At 69.1% G+C, this 20,081-nt stretch carries 18 protein-coding genes, 2 tRNA genes and 1 other RNA gene; 6 read left to right on the top strand and 15 right to left on the bottom strand.

Annotated elements, in window-relative coordinates; all coding sequences use genetic code 11:
- Positions 1-76: 76 nt before the first annotated feature.
- The 12 genes from E6C64_RS09770 to E6C64_RS09825 form a co-directional block, all read right to left on the bottom strand.
- Positions 77-150: transfer RNA gene (locus E6C64_RS09770), tRNA-Pro, on the bottom strand.
- A 104-nt stretch (positions 151-254) separates the two neighbouring features.
- On the bottom strand, positions 255-923 hold the full coding sequence (locus E6C64_RS09775) for a thymidine kinase (RefSeq protein ID WP_136427538.1): 669 nt from the start codon (positions 921-923) through the stop codon (positions 255-257).
- A 43-nt stretch (positions 924-966) separates the two neighbouring features.
- The gene (locus E6C64_RS09780; RefSeq protein WP_136427310.1) at positions 967-1,731 is read right to left on the bottom strand and encodes a response regulator transcription factor; all 765 of its coding nucleotides are present in this window, start codon (positions 1,729-1,731) and stop codon (positions 967-969) included.
- Positions 1,718-2,854, bottom strand: a complete 1,137-nt coding sequence (locus E6C64_RS09785; RefSeq protein ID WP_136427311.1) for a hypothetical protein — start codon at positions 2,852-2,854, stop codon at positions 1,718-1,720. Before E6C64_RS09785 ends, E6C64_RS09780 begins: the two co-directional genes overlap by 14 nt.
- A complete protein-coding gene (locus tag E6C64_RS09790; protein WP_136427312.1) occupies positions 2,851-4,128 on the bottom strand; it encodes a sensor histidine kinase in 1,278 nt (425 codons plus the stop codon). Before E6C64_RS09790 ends, E6C64_RS09785 begins: the two co-directional genes overlap by 4 nt.
- 147 nt (positions 4,129-4,275) lie before the next feature.
- Entirely contained in the window at positions 4,276-5,382 is a 1,107-nt protein-coding gene (locus tag E6C64_RS09795) for an Rv2578c family radical SAM protein (RefSeq protein ID WP_136427313.1), read from the bottom strand.
- Between the two features lie 59 nt (positions 5,383-5,441).
- Positions 5,442-6,920, bottom strand: a complete 1,479-nt coding sequence (locus E6C64_RS09800; protein WP_136427314.1) for a malate:quinone oxidoreductase — start codon at positions 6,918-6,920, stop codon at positions 5,442-5,444.
- Between the two features lie 84 nt (positions 6,921-7,004).
- Positions 7,005-7,709, bottom strand: a complete 705-nt coding sequence (locus tag E6C64_RS09805; RefSeq protein WP_136427315.1) for an SGNH/GDSL hydrolase family protein — start codon at positions 7,707-7,709, stop codon at positions 7,005-7,007.
- Between the two features lie 128 nt (positions 7,710-7,837).
- Positions 7,838-8,914, bottom strand: coding sequence for an aspartate-semialdehyde dehydrogenase (locus E6C64_RS09810; protein WP_136427316.1), 1,077 nt, complete (start codon positions 8,912-8,914; stop codon positions 7,838-7,840).
- Between the two features lie 55 nt (positions 8,915-8,969).
- Positions 8,970-10,253: an aspartate kinase gene (locus tag E6C64_RS09815; protein ID WP_136427317.1), complete on the bottom strand. Its 1,284-nt coding sequence runs from the start codon at positions 10,251-10,253 to the stop codon at positions 8,970-8,972.
- 91 nt (positions 10,254-10,344) lie between these two features.
- Positions 10,345-10,944: a recombination mediator RecR gene (gene recR / locus E6C64_RS09820; protein ID WP_136427318.1), complete on the bottom strand. Its 600-nt coding sequence runs from the start codon at positions 10,942-10,944 to the stop codon at positions 10,345-10,347.
- 3 nt (positions 10,945-10,947) lie between these two features.
- A complete protein-coding gene (locus E6C64_RS09825; RefSeq protein ID WP_136427319.1) occupies positions 10,948-13,029 on the bottom strand; it encodes a DNA polymerase III subunit gamma and tau in 2,082 nt (693 codons plus the stop codon).
- Positions 13,030-13,376: 347 nt separating this feature from the next.
- Between E6C64_RS09825 and E6C64_RS09830 the strand changes: the two genes are divergently transcribed.
- Positions 13,377-13,697, top strand: a complete 321-nt coding sequence (locus tag E6C64_RS09830) for a hypothetical protein (RefSeq protein ID WP_136427320.1) — start codon at positions 13,377-13,379, stop codon at positions 13,695-13,697.
- A gap of 53 nt (positions 13,698-13,750) precedes the next feature.
- Here E6C64_RS09830 and E6C64_RS09835 read toward each other — a convergent pair.
- Positions 13,751-13,835: transfer RNA gene (locus E6C64_RS09835), tRNA-Ser, on the bottom strand.
- A gap of 90 nt (positions 13,836-13,925) precedes the next feature.
- Here E6C64_RS09835 and ffs point away from each other — a divergent pair.
- The 3 genes from ffs (at position 13,926) to E6C64_RS09850 (ending at position 15,227) form a co-directional block, all read left to right on the top strand.
- Positions 13,926-14,022, top strand: an RNA gene (gene ffs, locus E6C64_RS09840) — signal recognition particle sRNA small type.
- Between the two features lie 62 nt (positions 14,023-14,084).
- The gene (locus E6C64_RS09845; protein WP_136427321.1) at positions 14,085-14,516 is read left to right on the top strand and encodes a VOC family protein; all 432 of its coding nucleotides are present in this window, start codon (positions 14,085-14,087) and stop codon (positions 14,514-14,516) included.
- A 90-nt stretch (positions 14,517-14,606) separates the two neighbouring features.
- Positions 14,607-15,227, top strand: a complete 621-nt coding sequence (locus E6C64_RS09850; RefSeq protein ID WP_136427322.1) for a hypothetical protein — start codon at positions 14,607-14,609, stop codon at positions 15,225-15,227.
- Between the two features lie 169 nt (positions 15,228-15,396).
- On the opposite strand, the gene E6C64_RS09855 is transcribed toward E6C64_RS09850, so the two are convergent.
- Entirely contained in the window at positions 15,397-16,674 is a 1,278-nt protein-coding gene (locus tag E6C64_RS09855) for a saccharopine dehydrogenase family protein (RefSeq protein WP_136427323.1), read from the bottom strand.
- Positions 16,675-16,846: 172 nt separating this feature from the next.
- Between E6C64_RS09855 and E6C64_RS09860 the strand changes: the two genes are divergently transcribed.
- The gene (locus E6C64_RS09860) at positions 16,847-17,341 is read left to right on the top strand and encodes a cation:proton antiporter regulatory subunit (RefSeq protein ID WP_136427324.1); all 495 of its coding nucleotides are present in this window, start codon (positions 16,847-16,849) and stop codon (positions 17,339-17,341) included.
- A 27-nt stretch (positions 17,342-17,368) separates the two neighbouring features.
- Positions 17,369-18,574 carry a cation:proton antiporter gene (locus tag E6C64_RS09865; RefSeq protein WP_136427325.1) on the top strand — a complete coding sequence of 402 codons (1,206 nt, stop codon included), beginning with the start codon at positions 17,369-17,371 and terminating at the stop codon, positions 18,572-18,574.
- A 144-nt stretch (positions 18,575-18,718) separates the two neighbouring features.
- On the opposite strand, the gene E6C64_RS09870 is transcribed toward E6C64_RS09865, so the two are convergent.
- Positions 18,719-19,951, bottom strand: a complete 1,233-nt coding sequence (locus tag E6C64_RS09870) for a multidrug effflux MFS transporter (protein WP_136427539.1) — start codon at positions 19,949-19,951, stop codon at positions 18,719-18,721.
- Between the last annotated feature and the right edge of the window lie 130 nt (positions 19,952-20,081).

Raw genomic sequence — 20,081 nt, forward strand, 5'->3', positions numbered from 1 at the left:
AGAACACGAGAACGGCCGACCCGCACCAGCGGATCGGCCGTTCTTCGTCTGGCTCGCACGCGAGCCGGTCACCGTGTCGGGGTAGCGGGATTCGAACCCACGACCTCCTCGTCCCGAACGAGGCGCGCTACCAAGCTGCGCCACACCCCGGAGACCTCGAATGAAGCGGTATCCACGATAGCCGATCATTCGCCCATCGTTTGCGCGCCGCCGCAGAGGAGTCGCGGCGACAGGCAGGACAACCGGCGCTGGGTTCAGCTGAAGTCGGGATCAGGACCGGAGCTGTAGCTGAAGGCGCCGATCTTGGAACGGCCGCGGTTGAGCAGCCCACCGCTCTCGTCGAGGTAGCACTGGCCGCAGAGCGACTCGTACGTCACGTCCTCGAACGTGTCGATGGCCACCTGGTCGCCGTCGAAGACGAACCGGTCCCCCACCCGACGCGCGTTGAACATCGCCTTGCGACCGCACCGGCAGATGGTCTTCAGCTCTTCGAGGCTGTGCGAGATCTCCAGCAGCCGCCGACTCCCCGGGAAGGCGACGGTCTGGAAGTCCGTGCGGATGCCGTACGCGAGCACGGGCACGCCGAGCTCGATCGCGATCCGCAGCAGGTCGTCGACCTGTCCCTCGGCCAGGAACTGCGCTTCGTCCACGAGCAGGCATGCCACGTCATGCCCCGTCGTGCGCTGCACCCGCTGGCGCTCCGCGGCGAAGATGGAGAGCAGGTCGTCGTCGGGAGCGATCCCGAAGTCGATGTCGCGCTCGACGCCCAGTCGGGAGACGATGCGCCGGTCGCCCTTCCGATCCATCAGCGGCTTGGCGAGCAGGACGTGCTGGCCGCGCTCCTCGTAGTTGAACGCCGCCTGCAGCAGAGCCGTGCTCTTGCCGCTGTTCATCGCGCCGTATCGGAAGTAGAGCTTCGAGATGGTGCCGCCCCCGTCTGTCGTCGCAGCGTCCTCCCCGGAGGAGCTACTGCAGGTAGCCGTCCTCTGCCGCGCGGCGGATGAGATCCGCCTTGCGGCTGGCCGGCCGGTTGGCTCTAGCGTACTTCTCACGCACTCGCCGCAGGTATGTCTTGGCCGTCTCGTAGCGCACGTTCATCAGCTCGGCGACCTCGTTCGTCGAGTTGCCGGCGACGTAGAGCTTGAGCGCCTCGAGCTCGCCCAGGCTCAGCTTCGGGCGGTTCGGATTGACGGCTCCGACCGGCAGCGGCCGCCAGTCCCGCTGCGCCTCGCCGGTGCGCGCCAGGCCCATCACGCTGCGCGCCATGTCCATCACCTCGCGGAGCGGCTGCGACTTGGAGACGAATGCCGCAGCTCCCGCGGCGAGGGCGCGCTCCCGGGCGTCGACGGTGTCCAGGCCGCTCATCACGATCACCTTCGCTCCGGCAGCCCGACAGGTGCGCACGCGAGCCTCGATCGAGACCTGCTCACGCAGCTGGAAGTCGATGAAGACCAGCTGCGTCGGGAAATTCGCGCTGTGGACCAGCTCGAGCCAGGTCCGGGCGCTCAGCACCACCTCGAAATCGGTCGCGTTGGTGCTGATCCAGCTGGAGATGCTGTCGAGGAGCACCTCGTGGTCGTCCAAGATCGCGAGCCGGATGACATCGCGGCCCACCGGCGCCGGCGCCGGTTCGGCCGCGGCGGGCGGACGAGCGGCGCGGGCACCGCCGATCAGGGTGGGCACGTGCTCGGAGATGTGCTCGCGGTCGAAGCCGCGGTCAGAGTCGGTCATAGCTGAACCTCAGGGTGATCTGGGAGGCGATGTCGAATGCGACATCGTCGAAGAGCGCGGCGAGCACGGAGATGTAGGGATCCAGGAGGTGCGACATGGTGCCGGCAGCAGTGCCCGACTCTGCGGTCACCGTGACATCGCAGTGCGCTCCGCGCGTCCGGATGAGCACCTGCAGCGAGCCTGGGTCGGTGAGATCGGGATCGGCCAGGGTCACGAGGATGGCACGCATCGCCGCCCGCTGCTCCATCGTCATGTCGTCCGCTCGTCGATCGTCGTCGATGACCGACGCGTCCGAGAACTCATCCGCCGCAGGCAGGCTCTCGGCGAGCTGGTCGAGCCAGCTCCGATCCGCCTCGAGCACCATGACGCTCCTCAGCGCCTGCGCCACGGCCGATGCGCGCGCCTGATGGCCGCGGTCGATGGTCCCGGCGCTCAATATCTCGGAGAAGAGCGGCGCCACCTCGTGGTTGAGGATCCCCACCCGGTCGCGTCGTTCATCGACGGGATTGGAGCGGCGCATCAGCTCGACCGCCACCCCTGTCTCGGTCGCCTCCTGCCGCTGCCACTGCTCGACGCTGCGCACGACGGTCGCCGCGAATGCGGCTCCCCCGAGCGACAGGGCGAGAACCGGGGTGACGGCGGCGATCGCGTCGATCGTCACGCTCCGGGCGTCGCCGCCCTGCAGGACGGCGATGAGCACGAAGACCAGGGAGCAGACGCCGCCGAGCGTCAGGATCTCCCGGGCGGGCCGGTAGGTGGAGAGGGCCAGCACGAGGAGCGCGGTGGCGATGGGACCCCAGTCCTGGCCGATGCCCTTGACCATCCAGAAGGCCGCAGAGGAAGTCACCGATGCCGCCAGCGCGAGAGCGATGACGGTCGCCGCCGTGCCGCGCCCCGCCGGGGTGCGATGCGGCGAGGTGGTGATGGCCAGCACGAGTCCGGCCAGCGCGATGAACGCGAGAGCCAGCACGGCCGCGACGGGGACGCCGGCACTCGGTGAGGTCGCGAGCGTCGAGAGCAGCGCCACGAGGGGCGCTGCCACGGCGCCGATCAGGGTGAGCGGACGGCTCGCGAGGGAGCCGAGGGGGTCGAGACGGCGGAGCGTGCGCTCGGTCTCCCTCACGAGGCCGCCCTCTCGCTGTCCTGATGCACCGCATGTCGCGGAAGCTGCAGCGCAACGGAGGTGCCCCGGCCCGGCTGGGACCAGAGCTTGACCGATCCGCCAAGCGACTCGATGCGCGAGGTGACCGAGTGACGCAGGCCGAGCCGATCGGGTGCCACGGCCGCGAGATCGAAGCCGCGGCCGTCGTCGACGACGATCACCGAGAACAGATCCGGCGTGGAGCCGACGATCACTTCGGCGGACGTGACACCCGCGTGGCGGCGCACATTGGCGAGCAGCTGACCCACTGCGAGCCCCACTGCGGTGTCCTCTGCCGGGCCGAGCGTGTCGGCGTCGGCCGCCGCGCCGGTGATGGTGACGTCGAGGCCCTGCTGCCTGGCCTGCTCGACGGCCGAGGCGATGCCGGTCGACTGCCACCTGGTGGACGCCTCCGAGTCGGGCGGCATGTCCGGCTGCATGTGCTCCGAGGCCCAGTTGCGGCCCTCGATCGCGTGCAGGTCGTCCTGCAGACGGCCGAGCATCTGCCCGGACGGCGCTCCGGGGTCGTCGGCGGCGATCGCGTCGAGGTCGTCGAGGATCGTGTCGTGCACGAACGCGACGGCGCTCAGCTCGAGCTCGCTGCGGGCGGTGTCGATCCGCACGTCCCGCGCGGCCTGATGGATCGACGGCTGGGCGATGCGTGCGAGACGTTCGGTCCAGCGGGTGATCATGTGCACGAACAGGACGAGGACGAAGGCGACGAGCGGGACGTAGGCCCGGATCATCGGGGTGCCCGTCACCGTGCCGGCGAGGGACATCGCGACGGCGCCCAGCACGAATCCCCCCGCCGTCAGCGCGAGGGTGAGGCGGAGGGATGCACTCACGCCACCCACCATGATCAGGGCGACGTGCACCCCGACGATGGCGGCTCGGACAGGCTCGACCCCTCCGAGGCCGCTGCCCTGCATGGCGGCCGCCGCTGCGAAGAGCGCGACGCCACCCAGCAGCACGTAGGCCGCGGCGACGAGCAGGGTCCTGCGTCGCTCGAGCAGCACGAGCAGCGCGCCGATCGCCACGATCGCCGCGGGCGCCAGCCAGGCGATCGGCGTCGTCCCGCTCGCCGCGACCACGCTGAGCGCGACGGTGGCCATGAAGAGGCAGACCGCGGCGATCGCGTTCTCCCCCCGCGCCACACCGAGGGCGACGATGCGAGGAGCGAGGTGGCCAGGCAAGCCGAGCGACACGTGGATTCCCGATTGACTGATCCGGACCGAAGCCAGGGGAGGTTCTGCCATCCATCCGCGGACGACACCGGCAGCGGAGCCGCCGTACTGATTATCGCTCAGCCCACCGGGTTGTGTACCCCAATGCGCTGTACCCCGAGAATCCTGACGGCCGGCGAGCCGGCCGGCTCGGCCACCACTCGGACATCGAGCCCGGCCTCAGAACAGCGTCAGCGGCTCCACCGCCGCCGTGCGCGGCAGTCGAGCGTCAGCTGCCCGCCCGCCGGCCTCGCTCCTCGAGCCGACCGTGCGCCAGGTGCCCAGTGGCGCCACTGCTCCAGAGGAGAGCGCGGTGCCGGTGACCGGATCCAGCTCTCCGGTCCGCAGCCGGTGCTTGTCCAGCAGGGGACGGATCTTCGCGCTCAGCCACTTCCGGTACTCGGCGGGGGCGTAGGCGCTCGAGCGGTACATGTCGGCGTAGCGCGGGACCAGGTCGGGGTGCGCGCGCTGGAGCCAGCCCATGAACCACTCCTTCGTCCCCGCCTTGAGGTAGAGCACGCTGTACGAGACGGAGGTGGCTCCGGACTCGGCGATCTCGGCGAGCGCACGGTCCAGGTGCGCGGCGGTGTCGGTGAGATAGGGCAGCACGGGCATGAGGAAGACCGAGCAGGGCAGCCCTCTGTCGCGCGCGGCCGCCACGGTCGCGAGCCGAGCGGTAGTGCTCGGAGTGCCCGGCTCGATGGACTGCTGGAGCTCGTCGTCATAGATGGCGATGGACATGGCGAGATCGACGGGCACCCGGGTCGCCGCCTCTGCGAGGAGATCGAGATCTCGGCGCAGCAGGGTGCCCTTCGTGAGGATGGACAGCGGGGTCCCCGAGTCGGCGAGGGCGGAGATGATGCCCGGCATCAGCGCATAGCGCCCTTCCGAGCGCTGGTACGGGTCGGTGTTGGTGCCGAGCGCCACCGGATGGCCTCCCCACGAGGCCTTGGCCAGCTCGGTGCGCAGCACCTCGGCGACGTTCACCTTGACGATGACCTGGCTGTCAAAATCACGGCCGGCGTCGAGGTCGAGATACCTGTGGGTGGGGCGGGCGAAGCAGTAGACGCAGGCATGGCTGCAGCCGCGGTACGGATTGATCGTCCAGCCGAACGGCATCCGACTGCCACCGGGCACCTTGTTCAGCGCAGACTTCGCCAGGACCTCGTGGAAGGTCATCCCGGCGAACTCGGGCGTACGCACCGACCGCACGAGGTTGCTCAGCTTCGCGAGCCCGGGCAGAGCATCGCCCTGCTCGACATCGATCTCCTGGCCCGCCCAACGCATGGCGACATTCGAACATGCATTCGAAGAGAATGCAACTCCGAACTCGGGTCGCGCGCCTGCTAGGCGGTGAGCTCCAGTGCGGCCGCGGTCTCCTTCTGGATCGCCTGCACCGTGGCGGGAGAGTCGGACAGCAGGGTGCCGTACGTCGGCACCATCTGCCGGATCTGCGGCTCCCAGCCCGCGATGCGGTCGGGGAAGCAGCGCTTGAGCACATCGAGCATGATCGGCACGGCGGTGGACGCCCCCGGCGAGGCGCCGAGCAGACCGGCGATCGACCCGTCTGCGGAGGCGATGACTTCGGTGCCGAACTGCAGCACACCGCCCTTCGCCTTGTCGGGCTTGATCACCTGGGCGCGCTGCCCGGCGGTGATGAGCCGCCAGTCGGCGGGGTCGGCGTCGGGGAAGAACTCCTTGAGGCTGTCGAACTTCTTGGCTTTCGAGGCCATCAGCTCGCCGACGAGGTAGCGCACGAGGGAGAAGTTGTCCTTCGCGACGGCGAGCAGCGGCACGATGTTGTGCGGCTTGATCGAGCCGAACAGGTCGAGCAGCGAGCCGTTCTTGAGGAACTTGGGGCTGAACCCGGCGTAGGGGCCGAACATGAGGGAGGCGGAGTCGTCCACGATGCGGGTGTCGAGGTGCGGCACCGACATGGGAGGAGCACCCACCGAGGCCTTGCCGTAGACCTTCGCCTTGTGCTGCGCGACGACCTTGGGGTCGTCGGTGCGCAGGAACTGACCGCTGATCGGAAAGACCCCGTAGCCACGGGCCTCCTTGATCCGGGACTTCTGGAGCATCTTGAGCGCCCAGCCGCCCGCGCCGACGAAGACGAAGCGAGCCGTGACCTCATGCGGCGTCTGACCGACGAGCTGCTTGACCTTCAGCCGCCACAGGCCGTCGCGGGTGCGACGGAGGCTGCGGACCTCGTGGTCGAGCTCCAGCTCGGCCCCGTTCTCGGTCAGCTTGGCCATGAGCTCGCGGGTGAGCGCGCCGAAGTCGACGTCGGTGCCCGCGACGATCCGGGTGGCGGCGATCGGCTCGTCCTTCGCCCGACCGAGCACCAGCAGCGGGGCCCAGCGATGGATGACGACAGGATCCTCGCTGTACTCCATGCCCGCGAAGAGCGGGTGGTCCTTGAGCGCGTCGAAGCGCCGCCGGAGATAGTCGACGTTTCCCGCGCCGCGGACGAACGTCATGTGCGGCGTGGAGTTGATGAAGTCGGACGCCTTCTCCAGGTGCGAGGCGCCCACCAGGAACGACCAGAACTCGCGCGTCAGCTGGAACTGCTCGTTGACCTTCACCGCGCTGGTGATGTCGATGGTACCGTCGGCCTTCTCCGGCGTGTAGTTGAGCTCGCAGAAGGCGGCGTGACCGGTTCCCGCGTTGTTCCAGGGGTTGCTGCTCTCCCCCGCGACCTCGCCGAGGCGCTCGTAGATGCGGATCTTCCAGGTGGGCTCGAGCCTCTGGAGCAGGGTGCCGAGCGTTGCGCTCATGATCCCCCCGCCGATGAGGACGACGTCGATCGGATCCGCAGCAGACATGCCGTCCAGTTTACGGCCGCGCCCCCGCGAGTCCGTCTGATGAAGGTCCAGTGAGGGCGGGATTGCGATCGAGTTTGCCGGCCGTTAAAGATCGAGCTTCTTGAGCTCTGCGTCCATCCGCACGGCCATCGCGGCGTAGCCCGCGTCGTTCGGGTGCAGGCCGTCCGCGGCCATCCACTCGGGGTGCCCGGCGATCCACGTCGATGCACCCGGGATGTAGTCGGCGTCGATGTCGGCGGCGGCGGCCTTCACCCAGTCGATGACGGTCAAGATCGATTCGGGACGGTCGTCGAGGTACCAGAACGGCTCGACCACGATGAAGCGGGCGTCCGGAAGCGCCGACTTGAGCTGAGCGAAGTCGGCATCGATGGCGTCGTGGATCTCATCGGCGGCGCGGTCGTACGAGAAGGCGTCGTTGAGCCCCATCGTGATGAACACGATGTCCGGCTGATCGGCGATGATCAGGGCCGGCTCGTCCACCCCGAACGCGTCGCGGTTGTTGACGAACCCGAGGCCGTTGACGCTCGGGTTGAACTCCTGCCAGCCGCGTTCGGCGCAGATCACCGTGGACCAGCGCCTGTCCGCCGAGCTCGCACCCGTGCCGAGTGTGTACGAGTCGCCGTAGAAGGCGACCCTCTCCCCCGTCGCGGTTCCCGTCCCCGTCGTCGCGTCGCTTCCGGTCACTGCACTCCCCTGATTCGCCAGCCGCGCGCTCACGGCGATCGCCCCGACCACCAGGAGGACGACGACGACGATCGCGATGGTCACGATTCGCCCGGTCCTCGACATCCGCTCAGTCTGTCGGACGCTCCTGAACGCTCGGGTTCGGACATGGACCATCGGTCGCACAGCGAACTGCCCAGTTCTGTCACCTGAAACGCGATTCAGGTGGCAGAACTGGGCGACTCGCGGCGACGTCAGACGGTGGCGGGTGCCTTCGCGGCGATGAGCTCGGCGATCTGCACGGCGTTGAGAGCCGCGCCCTTGCGCAGGTTGTCGTTGCTGATGAACAGCGCGAGGCCGCGACCGCCGGGAACGCCCTCGTCCTGGCGGATGCGCCCGACATAGCTGGGGTCGGTGCCGGCGGCCTGGAGCGGGGTGGGAACCTCGGAGAGCTCGACACCGGCCGCGCCGGCGAGCAGCTCGCGCGCCCGCTCGGGCGAGATGGAGGAGCCGAACTCGGCGTTGATGGACAGCGAGTGGCCGGTGAAGACCGGCACGCGCACGCAGGTGCCGGACACGAGGAGCTCGGGCAGCTCGAGGATCTTCCTGCTCTCGTTGCGGAGCTTCTTCTCCTCGTCGGTCTCGTACAGGCCGTCGTCGACGATGGATCCGGCCAGCGGGATGACGTCGAACGCGATCGTGCGCGGGAACTTCTTCGCCTCGGGGAACTCAACCGAGCGGCCGTCGTGCACGAGCGCGGCGGTGTCCTGAGCGACCGCGGCACGGGCCTGTTCGAGGAGCTCTTCCGCCCCGGCGAGCCCGGCGCCGGAGACGGCCTGATACGTGCTGACGATCAGCCGCTCGAGGCCGGCCTCGGCGTGCAGCACCTTGAGCACCGGCATCGCGGCCATGGTCGTGCAGTTGGGGTTGGCGATGATGCCCTTGACCGCCTCGTCGATGGCGTGCGGGTTCACCTCGCTGACCACGAGCGGGACCTCCGGATCCATCCGCCAGGCCGACGAGTTGTCGATGACGGTGACGCCGGCGGCGGCGAAGCGGGGCGCCTGCGCCTTGGAGGTCGTCGCGCCCGCCGAGAAGAGGGCGATGTCGAGGCCCGTCGGGTCAGCGGTCGCCGCGTCTTCGACGACGATCTCGCCGTCCTTCCAAGGCAGGGTCGTGCCCGCAGAGCGGGCCGAGGCGAAGAAGCGGATCTCGGCGATCGGGAAGTCGCGCTCCTCGAGCAGCCGGCGCATGACGGCGCCGACCTGGCCGGTGGCGCCGACGACGCCGACGCGCAGGGCGCGTCCGCTGGAGAGGGGTGTGTCGCTCATGGGATGTCCTTCGGTATTCAACGGGACGGCTCGATGACGGTGGCAGCGACCCGCGTCAGCGGCCTGTGCCGGCGTAGACGACAGCCACGTCCTCGGCGTCGAGGCCGAACGCGGTGTGCACCACGCGCGCTGCCTCGTGGATGGTGTCGGCCCGGGTCACGACCGAGATGCGGATCTCGCTGGTGGAGATCATCTCGATGTTGATGCCGGCCTCGAACAGCGCGGTGAAGAGCTTGGCGGAGACGCCGGAGTTCGTGCGCATGCCGGCGCCGACGAGGGCGAGCTTGCCGATCTGGTCGTCGTGCTGGAGGCTCTGGAAGCCGACCTGCTCCTTCTCGACGGTCAGCGCCGTGAGCACGGACTGCGCCTCGGACTTCGGCAGCGTGAAGGAGATGTCGGTGAGGCCTGTCGCAGCTGCCGAGACGTTCTGCACGATCATGTCGATGTTCGCGCCGGTCTTGGCGACGATGTTGAAGATCTGCGCCGCCTTGCCGGGGATGTCGGGCACGCCGACGACGGTGATCTTGGCCTCGCTGAGGTCGATCGCGACCCCGGAGATGATCGGCTCTTCCACTGCTTCTCCGTTCTCGTCCAAGCCCGGCGCCGCCGGGTTGTAGACGATGGTGCCCAGGTTGCCGTTGAACGACGTCCGTACGTGAAGGGTAACTCCGTGCCTGCGGGCATATTCCACAGCGCGGATATGCAGCACCTTCGAGCCGGCGGCGGCGAGCTCGAGCATCTCCTCGCTGGTGATCCGGTCGATCTTCCGCGCATGCGGGACGACCCGGGGGTCGGCCGTGAAGATGCCGTCGACGTCGGTGTAGATCTCGCAGACATCCGCGTGAAGGGCCGCCGCCAGCGCCACGGCGGTGGTGTCGGATCCGCCGCGGCCGAGCGTGGTGATGTCGCCGGTGCCCCGGTTGAAGCCCTGGAAGCCCGCGACGATGGCGATGGCCCCGTCGGTGAGGGCCTCCTGCACGCGACCGGGCGTGACGTCGACGATCCGGGCGGCCCCATGGCGAGCGTCGGTGATCATGCCGGCCTGGCTGCCGGTGTACGACCGAGCCTCGTGTCCGAGGTTCTTGATCGCCATCGCGAGCAGCGCCATCGAGATTCGCTCACCCGCGGTGAGCAGCATGTCGAGCTCGCGCGGTGCGGGGATCGGCGCGACCTCGTGCGCGAGATCGAGCAGCTCGTCGGTGGTGTCGCCCATCGCCGACACGGCGACGACGACGTCGTTGCCCGCCTTGCGGGTCTCGACGATCCGCTTCGCGACGCGTTTGATGCTCTCTGCGTTCGATACGGACGATCCGCCGTACTTCTGCACGATCAAGCTCACTGCGACTCCTGGGGATTGGCCCCCGCGATTCTAGTAGGTCACGAATTGAGCGGATTTCCGGCTCTCCGTGCGGACCGAACTCGTCTACCGGCTAATGCTCGACGAGACGACGGCCCTCGAACGCGCGGCCGAGGGTGACCTCGTCGGCGTATTCGAGGTCGCCGCCGACGGGGAGGCCCGAAGCCAGTCGGCTGACCTTGAGCTCGATGGTGCGCAGCAGTCGGGACAGGTAGGTCGCCGTCGCCTCCCCTTCGAGGTTGGGGTCGGTGGCCAGGATGACCTCGTCCACGGTGCCGTCGGCGAGGCGCGCGAGCAGCTCGCGGATGCGCAGATCGTCGGGGCCGACGCCGTCGATGGGGCTGATCGCACCGCCGAGCACGTGGTAGAGGCCACGGAACTCACGGGTGCGCTCGATCGCGACCACGTCCTTGGCCTCCTCGACGACGCAGATGAGGTTGCGGACCCGACGCGGATCGCGGCAGATGTTGCAGCGGTCCTGATCGGAGACGTTGCCGCACTCGACGCAGAAGCGCACCTTCTCGCGCACCTCGAGGAGGATCTCGCCGAGCCGCTTCACATCGAAGGTCTCGGTCTGCACGATGTGGAACGCGATCCGCTGAGCGGACTTCGGGCCGATCCCAGGCAGTCGGCCGAGCTCGTCGATCAGCTCCTGGACGATTCCCTCATACATGGCTCAGTCCCCCGATCGCGGCGAGGCTCGGGGCGGCAGCGGCGCCTCTTCGACGAAGGTGGCGCCGAGGATCTCGCGCACGACGGATTCGCCGTATCGCGCCTTCTGGAAGCTCTCGTCGTGCGCCGATGAGGCGGGGGCGCCCGGCATCGAGCGCGCGGGCGCTGCGACCGCGGCGGCGGCTGGCGCGTCGACACGGGCGAGGAACTTCACCCGCGTGCCGATCACGTCGAGGATCGCCTGCCGGAGGATCTCGCTGACGCCCTCGCCTGCCGTCTGCTGCTGGCGGAACCCGGCGACGTCGTTCTCGCTGATGAAGCCGAGGGTCAGCACATCGTCACGGAGCGCGATGGGGGTGGCGGTGTAGGCGACCGTCCACGCGCTGATCTTGGCCTTGCGCACGGCGTCGAGCACCTGCGGCCAGGCGTCCTGCACGAGCTGGATCGTGAGCACCGCCGGCGGGGCCGGAGGAGCTGAATCCGCAGCGCGTGCGGAAGCCTCCTCGGCCGCCGCTTGCCCGGGGGCCGCGTTTCCCAGGGCTGCGTTCCCTAAGAACTCGGGCATGGGCGGCTCATCGAACGACGGCTCGGGGATGTCGTCAGCGGGCGCACCGCGTACGACGGCGGGTGCGGCGGGCGGGGTCACCCCGGCACCGCCCGGCACGGCGACATCCCAGCCGGGCTCGGAGACGGGAGCGACATTCACGCGTTCGGGCTCGCGTCGAGCGGGAGTGGAGGCTGGTGTCGACGCAGGAGCGGGCGTGACGACTGCGGGCGCGGCCGCGGCGGGCACATCGGCGGGCCGCTCACGTGTGGGCACGGTCGGCGGCGCGGAGCGCTGCGGCGGGGTCGACACCGCGCGGGCGATGGGCGCGGGCGCCTCGGACAGCACAGGTGCACCGCCCTGCACGCCGACGCGTCGTTCGAGGCGTTCGACGCGGGCGAGGGCGCCTCGCTCCGTCTCATCGGACTTGGGCACCATGATCCGGGCGATCATCAGCTCGAGGTGCAGACGGGGCGACGTGGCCCCTGTCATCTCGGTCAGGGCGGCATTGACGATGTCGGCGGCGCGCGAGAGCTCAGCGGAGCCGAAGTGCGCCGCCTGCCCGCGGAAGGAGGCGATCTGCTCCTCGGGCACTCCGCGCAGCACCGATCCGGCGGACTCGCCGGTTGCCGCGACCACGATCAGGTCGCGGAGCCGCTCGAGGAGGTCCTCGACGAACCGGCGCGGATCCTGGCCCGTCTGGATGACCCGATCGACAGCGCCGAAGGCAGCGGACGCATCGCGACCGCCTATCGCCGTGACGACCTCGTCGAGCAGCGCGCCGTGGGTGTAGCCGAGCAGGGCCACCGCGCGTTCGTACTCGACGGTTGTGGTGCCCGAATCGGACTCGCGGTCGGAGCCGGCGATCAGCTGATCGAGGAGGGAGAGGGTGTCGCGCACCGAGCCGCCGCCCGCGCGGACGACGAGCGGAAGGACGCCCGCAGCGACGGTGACCGCCTCCTGGTCGCAGAGCTGCTGCAGGTACTCGAGCATCTGAGCCGGGGGGACGAGCCGGAATGGATAGTGGTGGGTGCGCGACCGGATGGTGCCGATGACCTTCTCGGGCTCGGTCGTCGCGAAGATGAACTTGATGTGCTCGGGCGGCTCCTCGACGATCTTCAGCAGCGCATTGAAGCCCTGCGGCGTCACCATGTGCGCCTCGTCAAGGATGAAGATCTTGTAGCGATCGCGAGCCGGAGCGAACACGGCGCGCTCTCGGAGATCACGGGCATCGTCGACGCCGTTGTGACTGGCCGCGTCGATCTCGACGACGTCGAGCGATCCGCCGCCGTCGCGCCCCAGCTCGACGCAGCTCGGGCAGACGCCGCACGGGACATCGGTCGGGCCCTCGGCACAGTTGAGGCAGCGCGCGAGGATGCGTGCGGAGGTGGTCTTGCCGCACCCGCGAGGACCGCTGAACAGGTAGGCGTGATTGACCCGGTCCGTGCGCAGCGCGGTGCGCAGCGGATCGGTGACCTGGCTCTGTCCGATGAGCTCCCCGAACGTCTCTGGACGATAGCGACGGTAGAGGGCGGTGACCACCCGACAAGAGTACCCACGGCCTCCGACGTCGCTGCCGCTGTCGGCATGCGCACCGGGTCGCCTGCGATTCGGACGACCGCTGGCCCGCCCGCGGGTGGGCTGTACCCCGGCAGGGTCCGACGTCTGACCCCCATCCGCTCTCCAGATCCGCAGATCACAGCGGCAGACTCGGGTCGCATGTCCCCCATCCGCGTCGCGCCCGCCGAGGGGGCACTCTCCCTGGGGATTACGGGGGCATGCACCCGAGGCGCACACTCGTCCTGCGGGCCCGAGAGGAGCCCGAGGTCAGCACCCCCTATCGAGCACCGGACCGAACTACCAGCACCCCCGGAAATGGCAAGGCGAACGTGGACATCTCAGTGCAAGCGATGCAGGATGCGTGGCGATACCGCGCCGCTCTGCGCCGGCGCGTGGTGCTGCGCGACCGCCCGTCGCCCTCCGAGACGCTGTGGCGGATGACCCCAGACCCGACTCCTATCGCGTCCGTGGCCGAGCTCCTCCCCGTCGAGGTGCACGTCTCCACGATCCCTGCGCACACCGTGCCCGACCACTTCGAGGCGAGCGACTTCGCTCAGCCGTCCATCATCGCGGCCGAGCTGGTGCGATCCGTCGCGCTCGCCTGCGCCCAGCGGCTGTCCTCGCGTCCGGCGGTCTCGCTCGTCGCCTAAAGATCCTGTAAACGACGAAAGGCCGCCCATGGGGCGGCCTTTCGTCGTTTTTGCGGAGGATGGGGGATTCGAACCCCCGAGGCTGTTACACCAACACGCTTTCCAAGCGTGCGCCATAGGCCACTAGGCGAATCCTCCTGAGTGCGCACCGATGCGGAGTTCCAGACCACGGAGACTGAGAATCGGCGTGCGAGCCAGAAAGCATCCTACCTGCAAGCTAAGATCGTTTCCGGCTCCCCGCGTGGCGCCATCCAGGCCAACTCCCCCAGGGCGGAAACGCAGCAAGGGTAACCGGGCTCTGGCGGGTGCGCGGGGGGTCCTTTCTCGTTAGGGGCTGACCCCTCGAACTTCTGGGCGGATGCGCGAGGCGGCGAGTACCCTTCCGGCATGACCGCGCGGATCGCCAACGTCTCCATCCACGCCGAGGACCCCGACGCGCTCGCCCGGTTCTGGTCCGGCGTGATGGGCTACCCCGAACGGCACGGCTGGCCCGCCGATGAAGAAGCCGAGCTGCGCGCCGCCGGCCTGTCCGACGAGGACATCTCCGCGCGCGCCGAAGCCTGGGACGGGGATTCCCACCACCAGCGCTTCTACTTCACCCGCTACACCCACGAGCGCCGGCAGCGGAACCGGATGCACATCGACATCACCCCCTTCGAGGACAGCCGCGCGACCCGCGCCGAGCTCGAGGCCGAACGCGACCGACTGATCGCCCTCGGCGCCACGCTCGAGAAGGAGCTCACCGAGCCGTGGGGGCCCTACGAGGAGTACGCGATCATGATGCGCGACCCCGAGGGCAACGAGTTCTGCCTCCAGTAGCTCCCGTCGGCCTGCGACTGGCCTCTCTAGTGGGGATATCGAGCTCGGGATCACCCACGTAGCCTGGGGGCAACCGGGGGGTCATCTCGCATGTCAGCGATCAGTTCGACGCACACATCTGTGACGCTGCGCCCGCTCGTCGTGCGGGTCGGCGGCAGCATCGGGCTGTCCTCGGCGCTGATCACCATCCCGCCGTTCGCGGCCCTCTACTTCCTCAGCACGGACGCCGGAGGCTGGCCCTTCCTGCTGCTCCTCCAGGTGGGCGTCACCCTCATCGCGACGGCCGCCTCCGCACGGCTGCATCGTGCCTTCATCCGCATCGACGCGAACGGCTTCACCGAGAACGGCTACTTCGGCCGGCGCACCCGCACCCGCGTCGAGGACATCGGCTCGATCCTGATCATCCCCGTCTCAGGCGGGCAGACCCTCGCCGCGAACAACCAGGTATTCGTGCTCGACCGTGCGGGCAAGACGCGGCTGCGGGTTCGCGGGCAGTACTGGGGCCCATCCGTCGTCCAGGCGATCGTCACCGCGTTCGACGTCCCCGTGCACCGGATCGGGAACGCCATGACCCCGGCCGAGCTCCGCCACGCGCACGGCGCCAAGCTCTACGCGTACGAGCGCCACCCCGCCGTAGCGACCACAGCCCTCGCGCTGCTGATCGTCGGCATCTGCCTGCCGATCATGATCACCCTCGACTCGCTCATATAGGCGCAAGCGCCCCTATCGGCCGAAGGCGATGTCGCAATGGGCGCAAGCGCCCCTTTCGGCCGGAGGCGGCCTCAGGTGCGCGCGCTAGAAGCGCGCGGCTGCGCCGCGGCCGCCTGCGGCGGCTGACGAAGTCCGAGCTGTCCGTTCGCCTGCGTGGTCGTTGGCTTGGTCAGGCGGGGGTGGTCTCGCGGAGGCCCCAGGACTGGCCGTAGCCGCCGTCGGCCTGCGGCTTGGCCATGAGCTCCAGGTAGGCGCTCGCGTCGAAGGCCTCTGGGCCCAGCACTCCCGCACCCGACCATGCCCCGGTCGCCAGCAGCTCGAGTGCGATCACCGGGTTGAGCGCGGTCTGCCAAACGACGCACTGGCTCTCGTACTCGGCCATCGTCCACTCGTTGTCGCTCACGTGATAGAGGTACACCTCACGGGGCGCGCCATCCTTCCCCATGCCGGTGACCCACACACCCGCGCAGGTCTTGCCGGTCATCTGCGGCCCGAGGGTCGCGGGATCGGGCAGGGCGGCCGCGACCACGTCGCGAGGCGACACCTCGACCGGCCCATTCGCCGAGCGCACGCGGAGCGGGGTCGTCGAATCGAGCCCGAGCTGATGCAGGGTCTGCAGGATGCCGATGAACTCGGCACCCAGCCCGTACTTGAAGGTGACCCGGTTCGCATCGATCCAGCGCGGCATCAGCAGGACCTCTTCGTGCTCGACGTTCACGCACTCGACCGGTCCGATGCCCTCGGGGAAGTCGAACACCTCGGGCTCGCTGAAGGCGGGCGTCGTGAACCAGCCCCTGCCCTTCTCCCAGATCACGGGCGGGTTGAGGCACTCTTCGATGGTGGTCCAGATGCTGAAGCTCGGAGCGAAGATCTCGTTCCCATCTGCGTCGCGCACGACGAGATTCGCTCCGTCGCGGGTGCCGAGCTCGTCGATGGAGCTGAACAGGGTGTCGGCGGCATATCGCGCGAAGACGTCGCTGAGCCCTGGTTCGACGCCCATGCCGACGAGGGCGAGCCGCCCGGCGTCCTCCCAGTCCCCCGCCACCGCGAACTGGCCGTCGCCCAGTTTGACCCCGGTCTCGGAGTATGGCGCCGTCGGGTGCCGCTCGGACAGGCTCATCGCCATGTCGAGGTAGTCGGCGCCCGCCGCGAATGCTCCGGAGAAGATGGTGGGCACGAACTTCGGCTCCACCGCATTCATCACATGCGTGGCGCCGTGGGCACGCGCGACGGAGGCGACGCTCTCCGCGTCGGACGCGTCGATCGCCGACGTGGCGAACCGCGCGGCGACATCGGCTCCGTGCTTGGCGGCGATCCACGCCACCGTGCGCTCGGCGCGCGCCTCGTCGTAGTCGCTGACCACCACCAGCTCGTAGAAGGAGCGCGTCGCCGCGATCTTCGCGAACGCATCCCCGACACCACCGGCACCCACGAGCAGAATCCTCATGGCACGACTGTATCCGTATCGAATCCGCGATCTGGCTGACCAAATCAAGGACATTCTCGGTCCGGGGCCACGGGATCCGCATGAACCGGTCGGAAAGGGGAAGGATCTCCTTGATTCGGTCAGGAGACCCACCCGAAACAGGCCCGCAACGGCCCGCTGGTAGGTTGGCGGCGTGACTGTACGCGTCGAGAAGGTCGATCTGCCGGGCATCGGTGCCCGCCACGATGTGCTGACGGAGAGCGGACGTCGCGTCGGCGTCGTCTCCCATCGCGACGGCGCGCGCGAGATCGCCGTGTTCGACATCGACGACCCCGACGCCTGCCGGGAGTCGGTCACCCTCACCGACGATGAGGCCGCTGCGCTGGCCGACGTGCTCGGAGCCTCCATGATGCTCAGCCACATCACCGGGATCGGCGAGCAGCTCACGGGCCTCTTCACCGAGCAGCTCATCCTGCCCGCCGGCTCGCCCTACGTCGGCGGAGTGCTCGGCGACACCAAGGCACGCACCCGCACGAGCACCTCGATCGTCGCGATCGTCCGCGACAAGCAGGTCATCCCCTCTCCCACACCAGACACTCCCCTGCAGTCCGGCGACACCATCGTCGCGGTCGGCACGCGCTCGGGCCTCGACGCGCTGGCCGAGCTGCTGACCCACGGCTCCGACTGAGCCCGCGATCGACGCACCCGCCCGCCTGTGAACGAGTCGACGCTCCTGCTGCTCGAGGTGGGCGCGCTGCTGCTCGCGCTCGGCCTGCTCTCCCGGCTCGCGACCTGGATCGGAATCTCGCCGATCCCCCTCTACCTCATCGCCGGACTCGCGTTCGGCCACGGCGGCGCGGTGCCGCTCTCCGCCAGCGAGGACTTCTTCGAGATCGGCAGCGAGATCGGAGTGATCCTGCTGCTGGTGATGCTCGGACTCGAGTACTCCGCGGCTGAGCTCGTCGACGGGTTGCAGCGTTCCCGCGTGGCCGGCATCTTCGATGCCCTGCTCAACGCGCTGCCCGGCGCGATCTTCGCCCTCATCCTCGGCTGGGGTCCGATCGCGGCCGTGGCCCTCGCCGGCATCACCTGGGTGTCCTCGTCGGGCGTCATCGCCAAGGTCCTGCGCGACCTCGGCCGACTCGGCAACCGGGAGACGCCGACCATCCTCTCCGTCCTCGTCATCGAGGACCTCGCGATGGCGTTCTACCTGCCCGTGCTCTCCACCCTGCTGATCGGGGCGACGCTGCTGGCCGGCGCGACCACACTGCTCATCGCTGTGCTCGTCGTGGTCAGCATCCTGTACCTCGCGCTCCGGCACGGCCGGGTGATCTCGCGTCTGTTCGCGGCGAACCACAACGAGTCGCTCCTGCTGGGAGTGCTCGGCCTCACCCTCCTCGTGGCCGGCTTCGCCCAGCAGGTCAACGTGTCGGCGGCGGTCGGCGCCTTCCTCGTGGGCATCGCGCTCTCCGATCAGGTCGCCCACTCCGCCGTGCAGCTGCTCTCGCCGCTGCGCGACCTCTTCGCGGCCATGTTCTTCGTCTTCTTCGGGCTCTCCACCGATCCCGCGTCGATCGTGCCCGTGCTTCTCCCCGCGGCGATCCTGGCGATCGTGACCATCGCGACGAAGGTCCTCACCGGCTACCTCGCCGCGCAGCGCGCCGGCATCGGGGTCCCCGGTCGATGGAGGGCCGGCTTCGTGCTGACCGCCCGCGGAGAGTTCAGCATCGTCATCGCCGGCCTCGCCGTGAGCGCGGGGATCGAGCCGCAGCTGGCTCCCCTCGCCACCGCCTACGTGCTGATGACCGTCGTCGCCGGCCCGGTGCTCGCCCGCATCCCGGATGCGGCCTGGTTCAAGGCGGCGGTCAAGCGTCGAGGCGACGCCCGCCGAGCTGCCGAGGCGATCAGCCGCGCAGCCTGACCGCTCGGCCCACTTCACGGATCCGGAGATGTTGCACGGATCCGGATGCCCTGGGCGCCCATGGGTCGAGATGCCCGATTCTGCCGCCGTTCACCCGCCGGTCGGAGCTGACCTCCGGATCCGTGAAGACGGGGCGCCGAAGACTCAGTCGGTGAGCGCCGCGACGGTGCGCGGACGGACGACGAACCACAGGCTGGCGCTGCCGATCAGCGCGGTGATGCCCATGATCAGCCCCATCGGCGCGGCGGTCGTGATCCCGATGAGCCCGACGATCGGCGAGACGGCACCGGCGACCCCGAAGTTGACCGCCCCGAGCAGAGATGCCGCGGTCCCCGCCTCGCTGCCGTGGTTGGCGAGCGCCAGCACCTGGATGCAGGGGAAGGCGAAGCCGCAGGACATGATGAAGATGAAGAGCGGCACCAGCACCCCGGGCAGGCCCCAGCCGAGCGAGACCCCAGCGATGATCGCGAACGAGGCGAGGACCTGCGCCATCGTCGTGCCGGCGAGGATCCACTGCGGTCCGATCACCCGGGTCAGCCGCGCACTCGTCTGGTTGCCGATGAGCACCCCGATCGAGTTGATGCCGAACAGCAGCCCGAACTCCTGCGGGCTGAAGCCGTAGACGTCCTGGAACAGGAACGACGAGGAAGAGAGGTACACGAACAGTCCGGAGAAGACCATGGCGCCGATGATCGCGACGCCGATGAAGGTGCGGTCGGTGAACAGCGCCCGGTACCGCTGACCGACGGTGGCGTGCCCTGCGTCGTGCGCTCGGTCCTTCGGCATGGTCTCGCGGAGGAAGACGAGCGCGAGCCCGATCATGACCGCGCCGTAGCCGGCGAGGAAGAAGAACAGCTCGCGCCACTCGACGAACCGGAGCAGCTGACTGCCGATGACGGGCGCCAGGATCGGCGCCAGCGTCGTCACGAGCGCCAACCGGGAGAGCATCCGCACGAGCGCCCGCCCGCCGAAGAGGTCGCGCACCATGGCCATGGCGACGACCCCGCCACCAGCCGCGCCGACGCCCTGGAGCAGCCGGAAGATGCCGAGGATGGTGACGTCCGGGGCGAAGGCGGCACCCAGGCAGGCGAGCACGTGGATGGCGGTGGCGACGAGCAGAGGGATCCTGCGCCCCACCCGGTCGCTCCACGGCCCGACGAGCAGCTGGCCGAGGCCGAAGCCGATGGTGGTGCCGGTCAGGGTGAGCTGCACCGCGGCGTCGGTGACGCCGAAGTCCCGGGTGATGCTCGGGAAGGCGGGCAGGTACATGTCGATGGTGAACGGACCGAGTCCGACAAGAGCGCCGAGCACGAGGATGAAGAGGACGAGCTCTCCTCGCGACTTCGAGTCGCCGGGATGCACGGTTGTCGCGGGTATGAGACCTGCTCCTGAAGACGAGGGCTGGAAGGCTCCCTGCGCCCGCGCAGGAAGCCGATTCCCGTCCAGGCTATGCCACCCCGGGCGCACGACCGCTCGCTGCGCGGCGAAGAACCTCCACCTGGAACCT

It is taken from the genome of Naasia lichenicola (genome assembly GCF_004801885.1).
GTDB classification, from domain to species: Bacteria; Actinomycetota; Actinomycetes; order Actinomycetales; family Microbacteriaceae; genus Naasia; species Naasia lichenicola.

Excerpts from the sequence above, each read along its gene's own strand:
- E6C64_RS09850 (WP_136427322.1), top strand. The coding sequence starts at position 14,607 with ATGTCAGCGATCAGTTCGACGCACACATCTGTGACGCTGCGCCCGCTC.
- recR (WP_136427318.1), bottom strand. The coding sequence starts at position 10,944 with ATGTATGAGGGAATCGTCCAGGAGCTGATCGACGAGCTCGGCCGACTG.
- E6C64_RS09845 (WP_136427321.1), top strand. The coding sequence starts at position 14,085 with ATGACCGCGCGGATCGCCAACGTCTCCATCCACGCCGAGGACCCCGAC.
- E6C64_RS09810 (WP_136427316.1), bottom strand. The coding sequence starts at position 8,914 with ATGAGCGACACACCCCTCTCCAGCGGACGCGCCCTGCGCGTCGGCGTC.
- E6C64_RS09780 (WP_136427310.1), bottom strand. The coding sequence starts at position 1,731 with ATGACCGACTCTGACCGCGGCTTCGACCGCGAGCACATCTCCGAGCAC.
- E6C64_RS09805 (WP_136427315.1), bottom strand. The coding sequence starts at position 7,709 with ATGTCGAGGACCGGGCGAATCGTGACCATCGCGATCGTCGTCGTCGTC.
- E6C64_RS09800 (WP_136427314.1), bottom strand. The coding sequence starts at position 6,920 with ATGTCTGCTGCGGATCCGATCGACGTCGTCCTCATCGGCGGGGGGATC.
- E6C64_RS09790 (WP_136427312.1), bottom strand. The coding sequence starts at position 4,128 with ATGGCAGAACCTCCCCTGGCTTCGGTCCGGATCAGTCAATCGGGAATC.
- E6C64_RS09855 (WP_136427323.1), bottom strand. The coding sequence starts at position 16,674 with ATGAGGATTCTGCTCGTGGGTGCCGGTGGTGTCGGGGATGCGTTCGCG.
- E6C64_RS09795 (WP_136427313.1), bottom strand. The coding sequence starts at position 5,382 with ATGCGTTGGGCGGGCCAGGAGATCGATGTCGAGCAGGGCGATGCTCTG.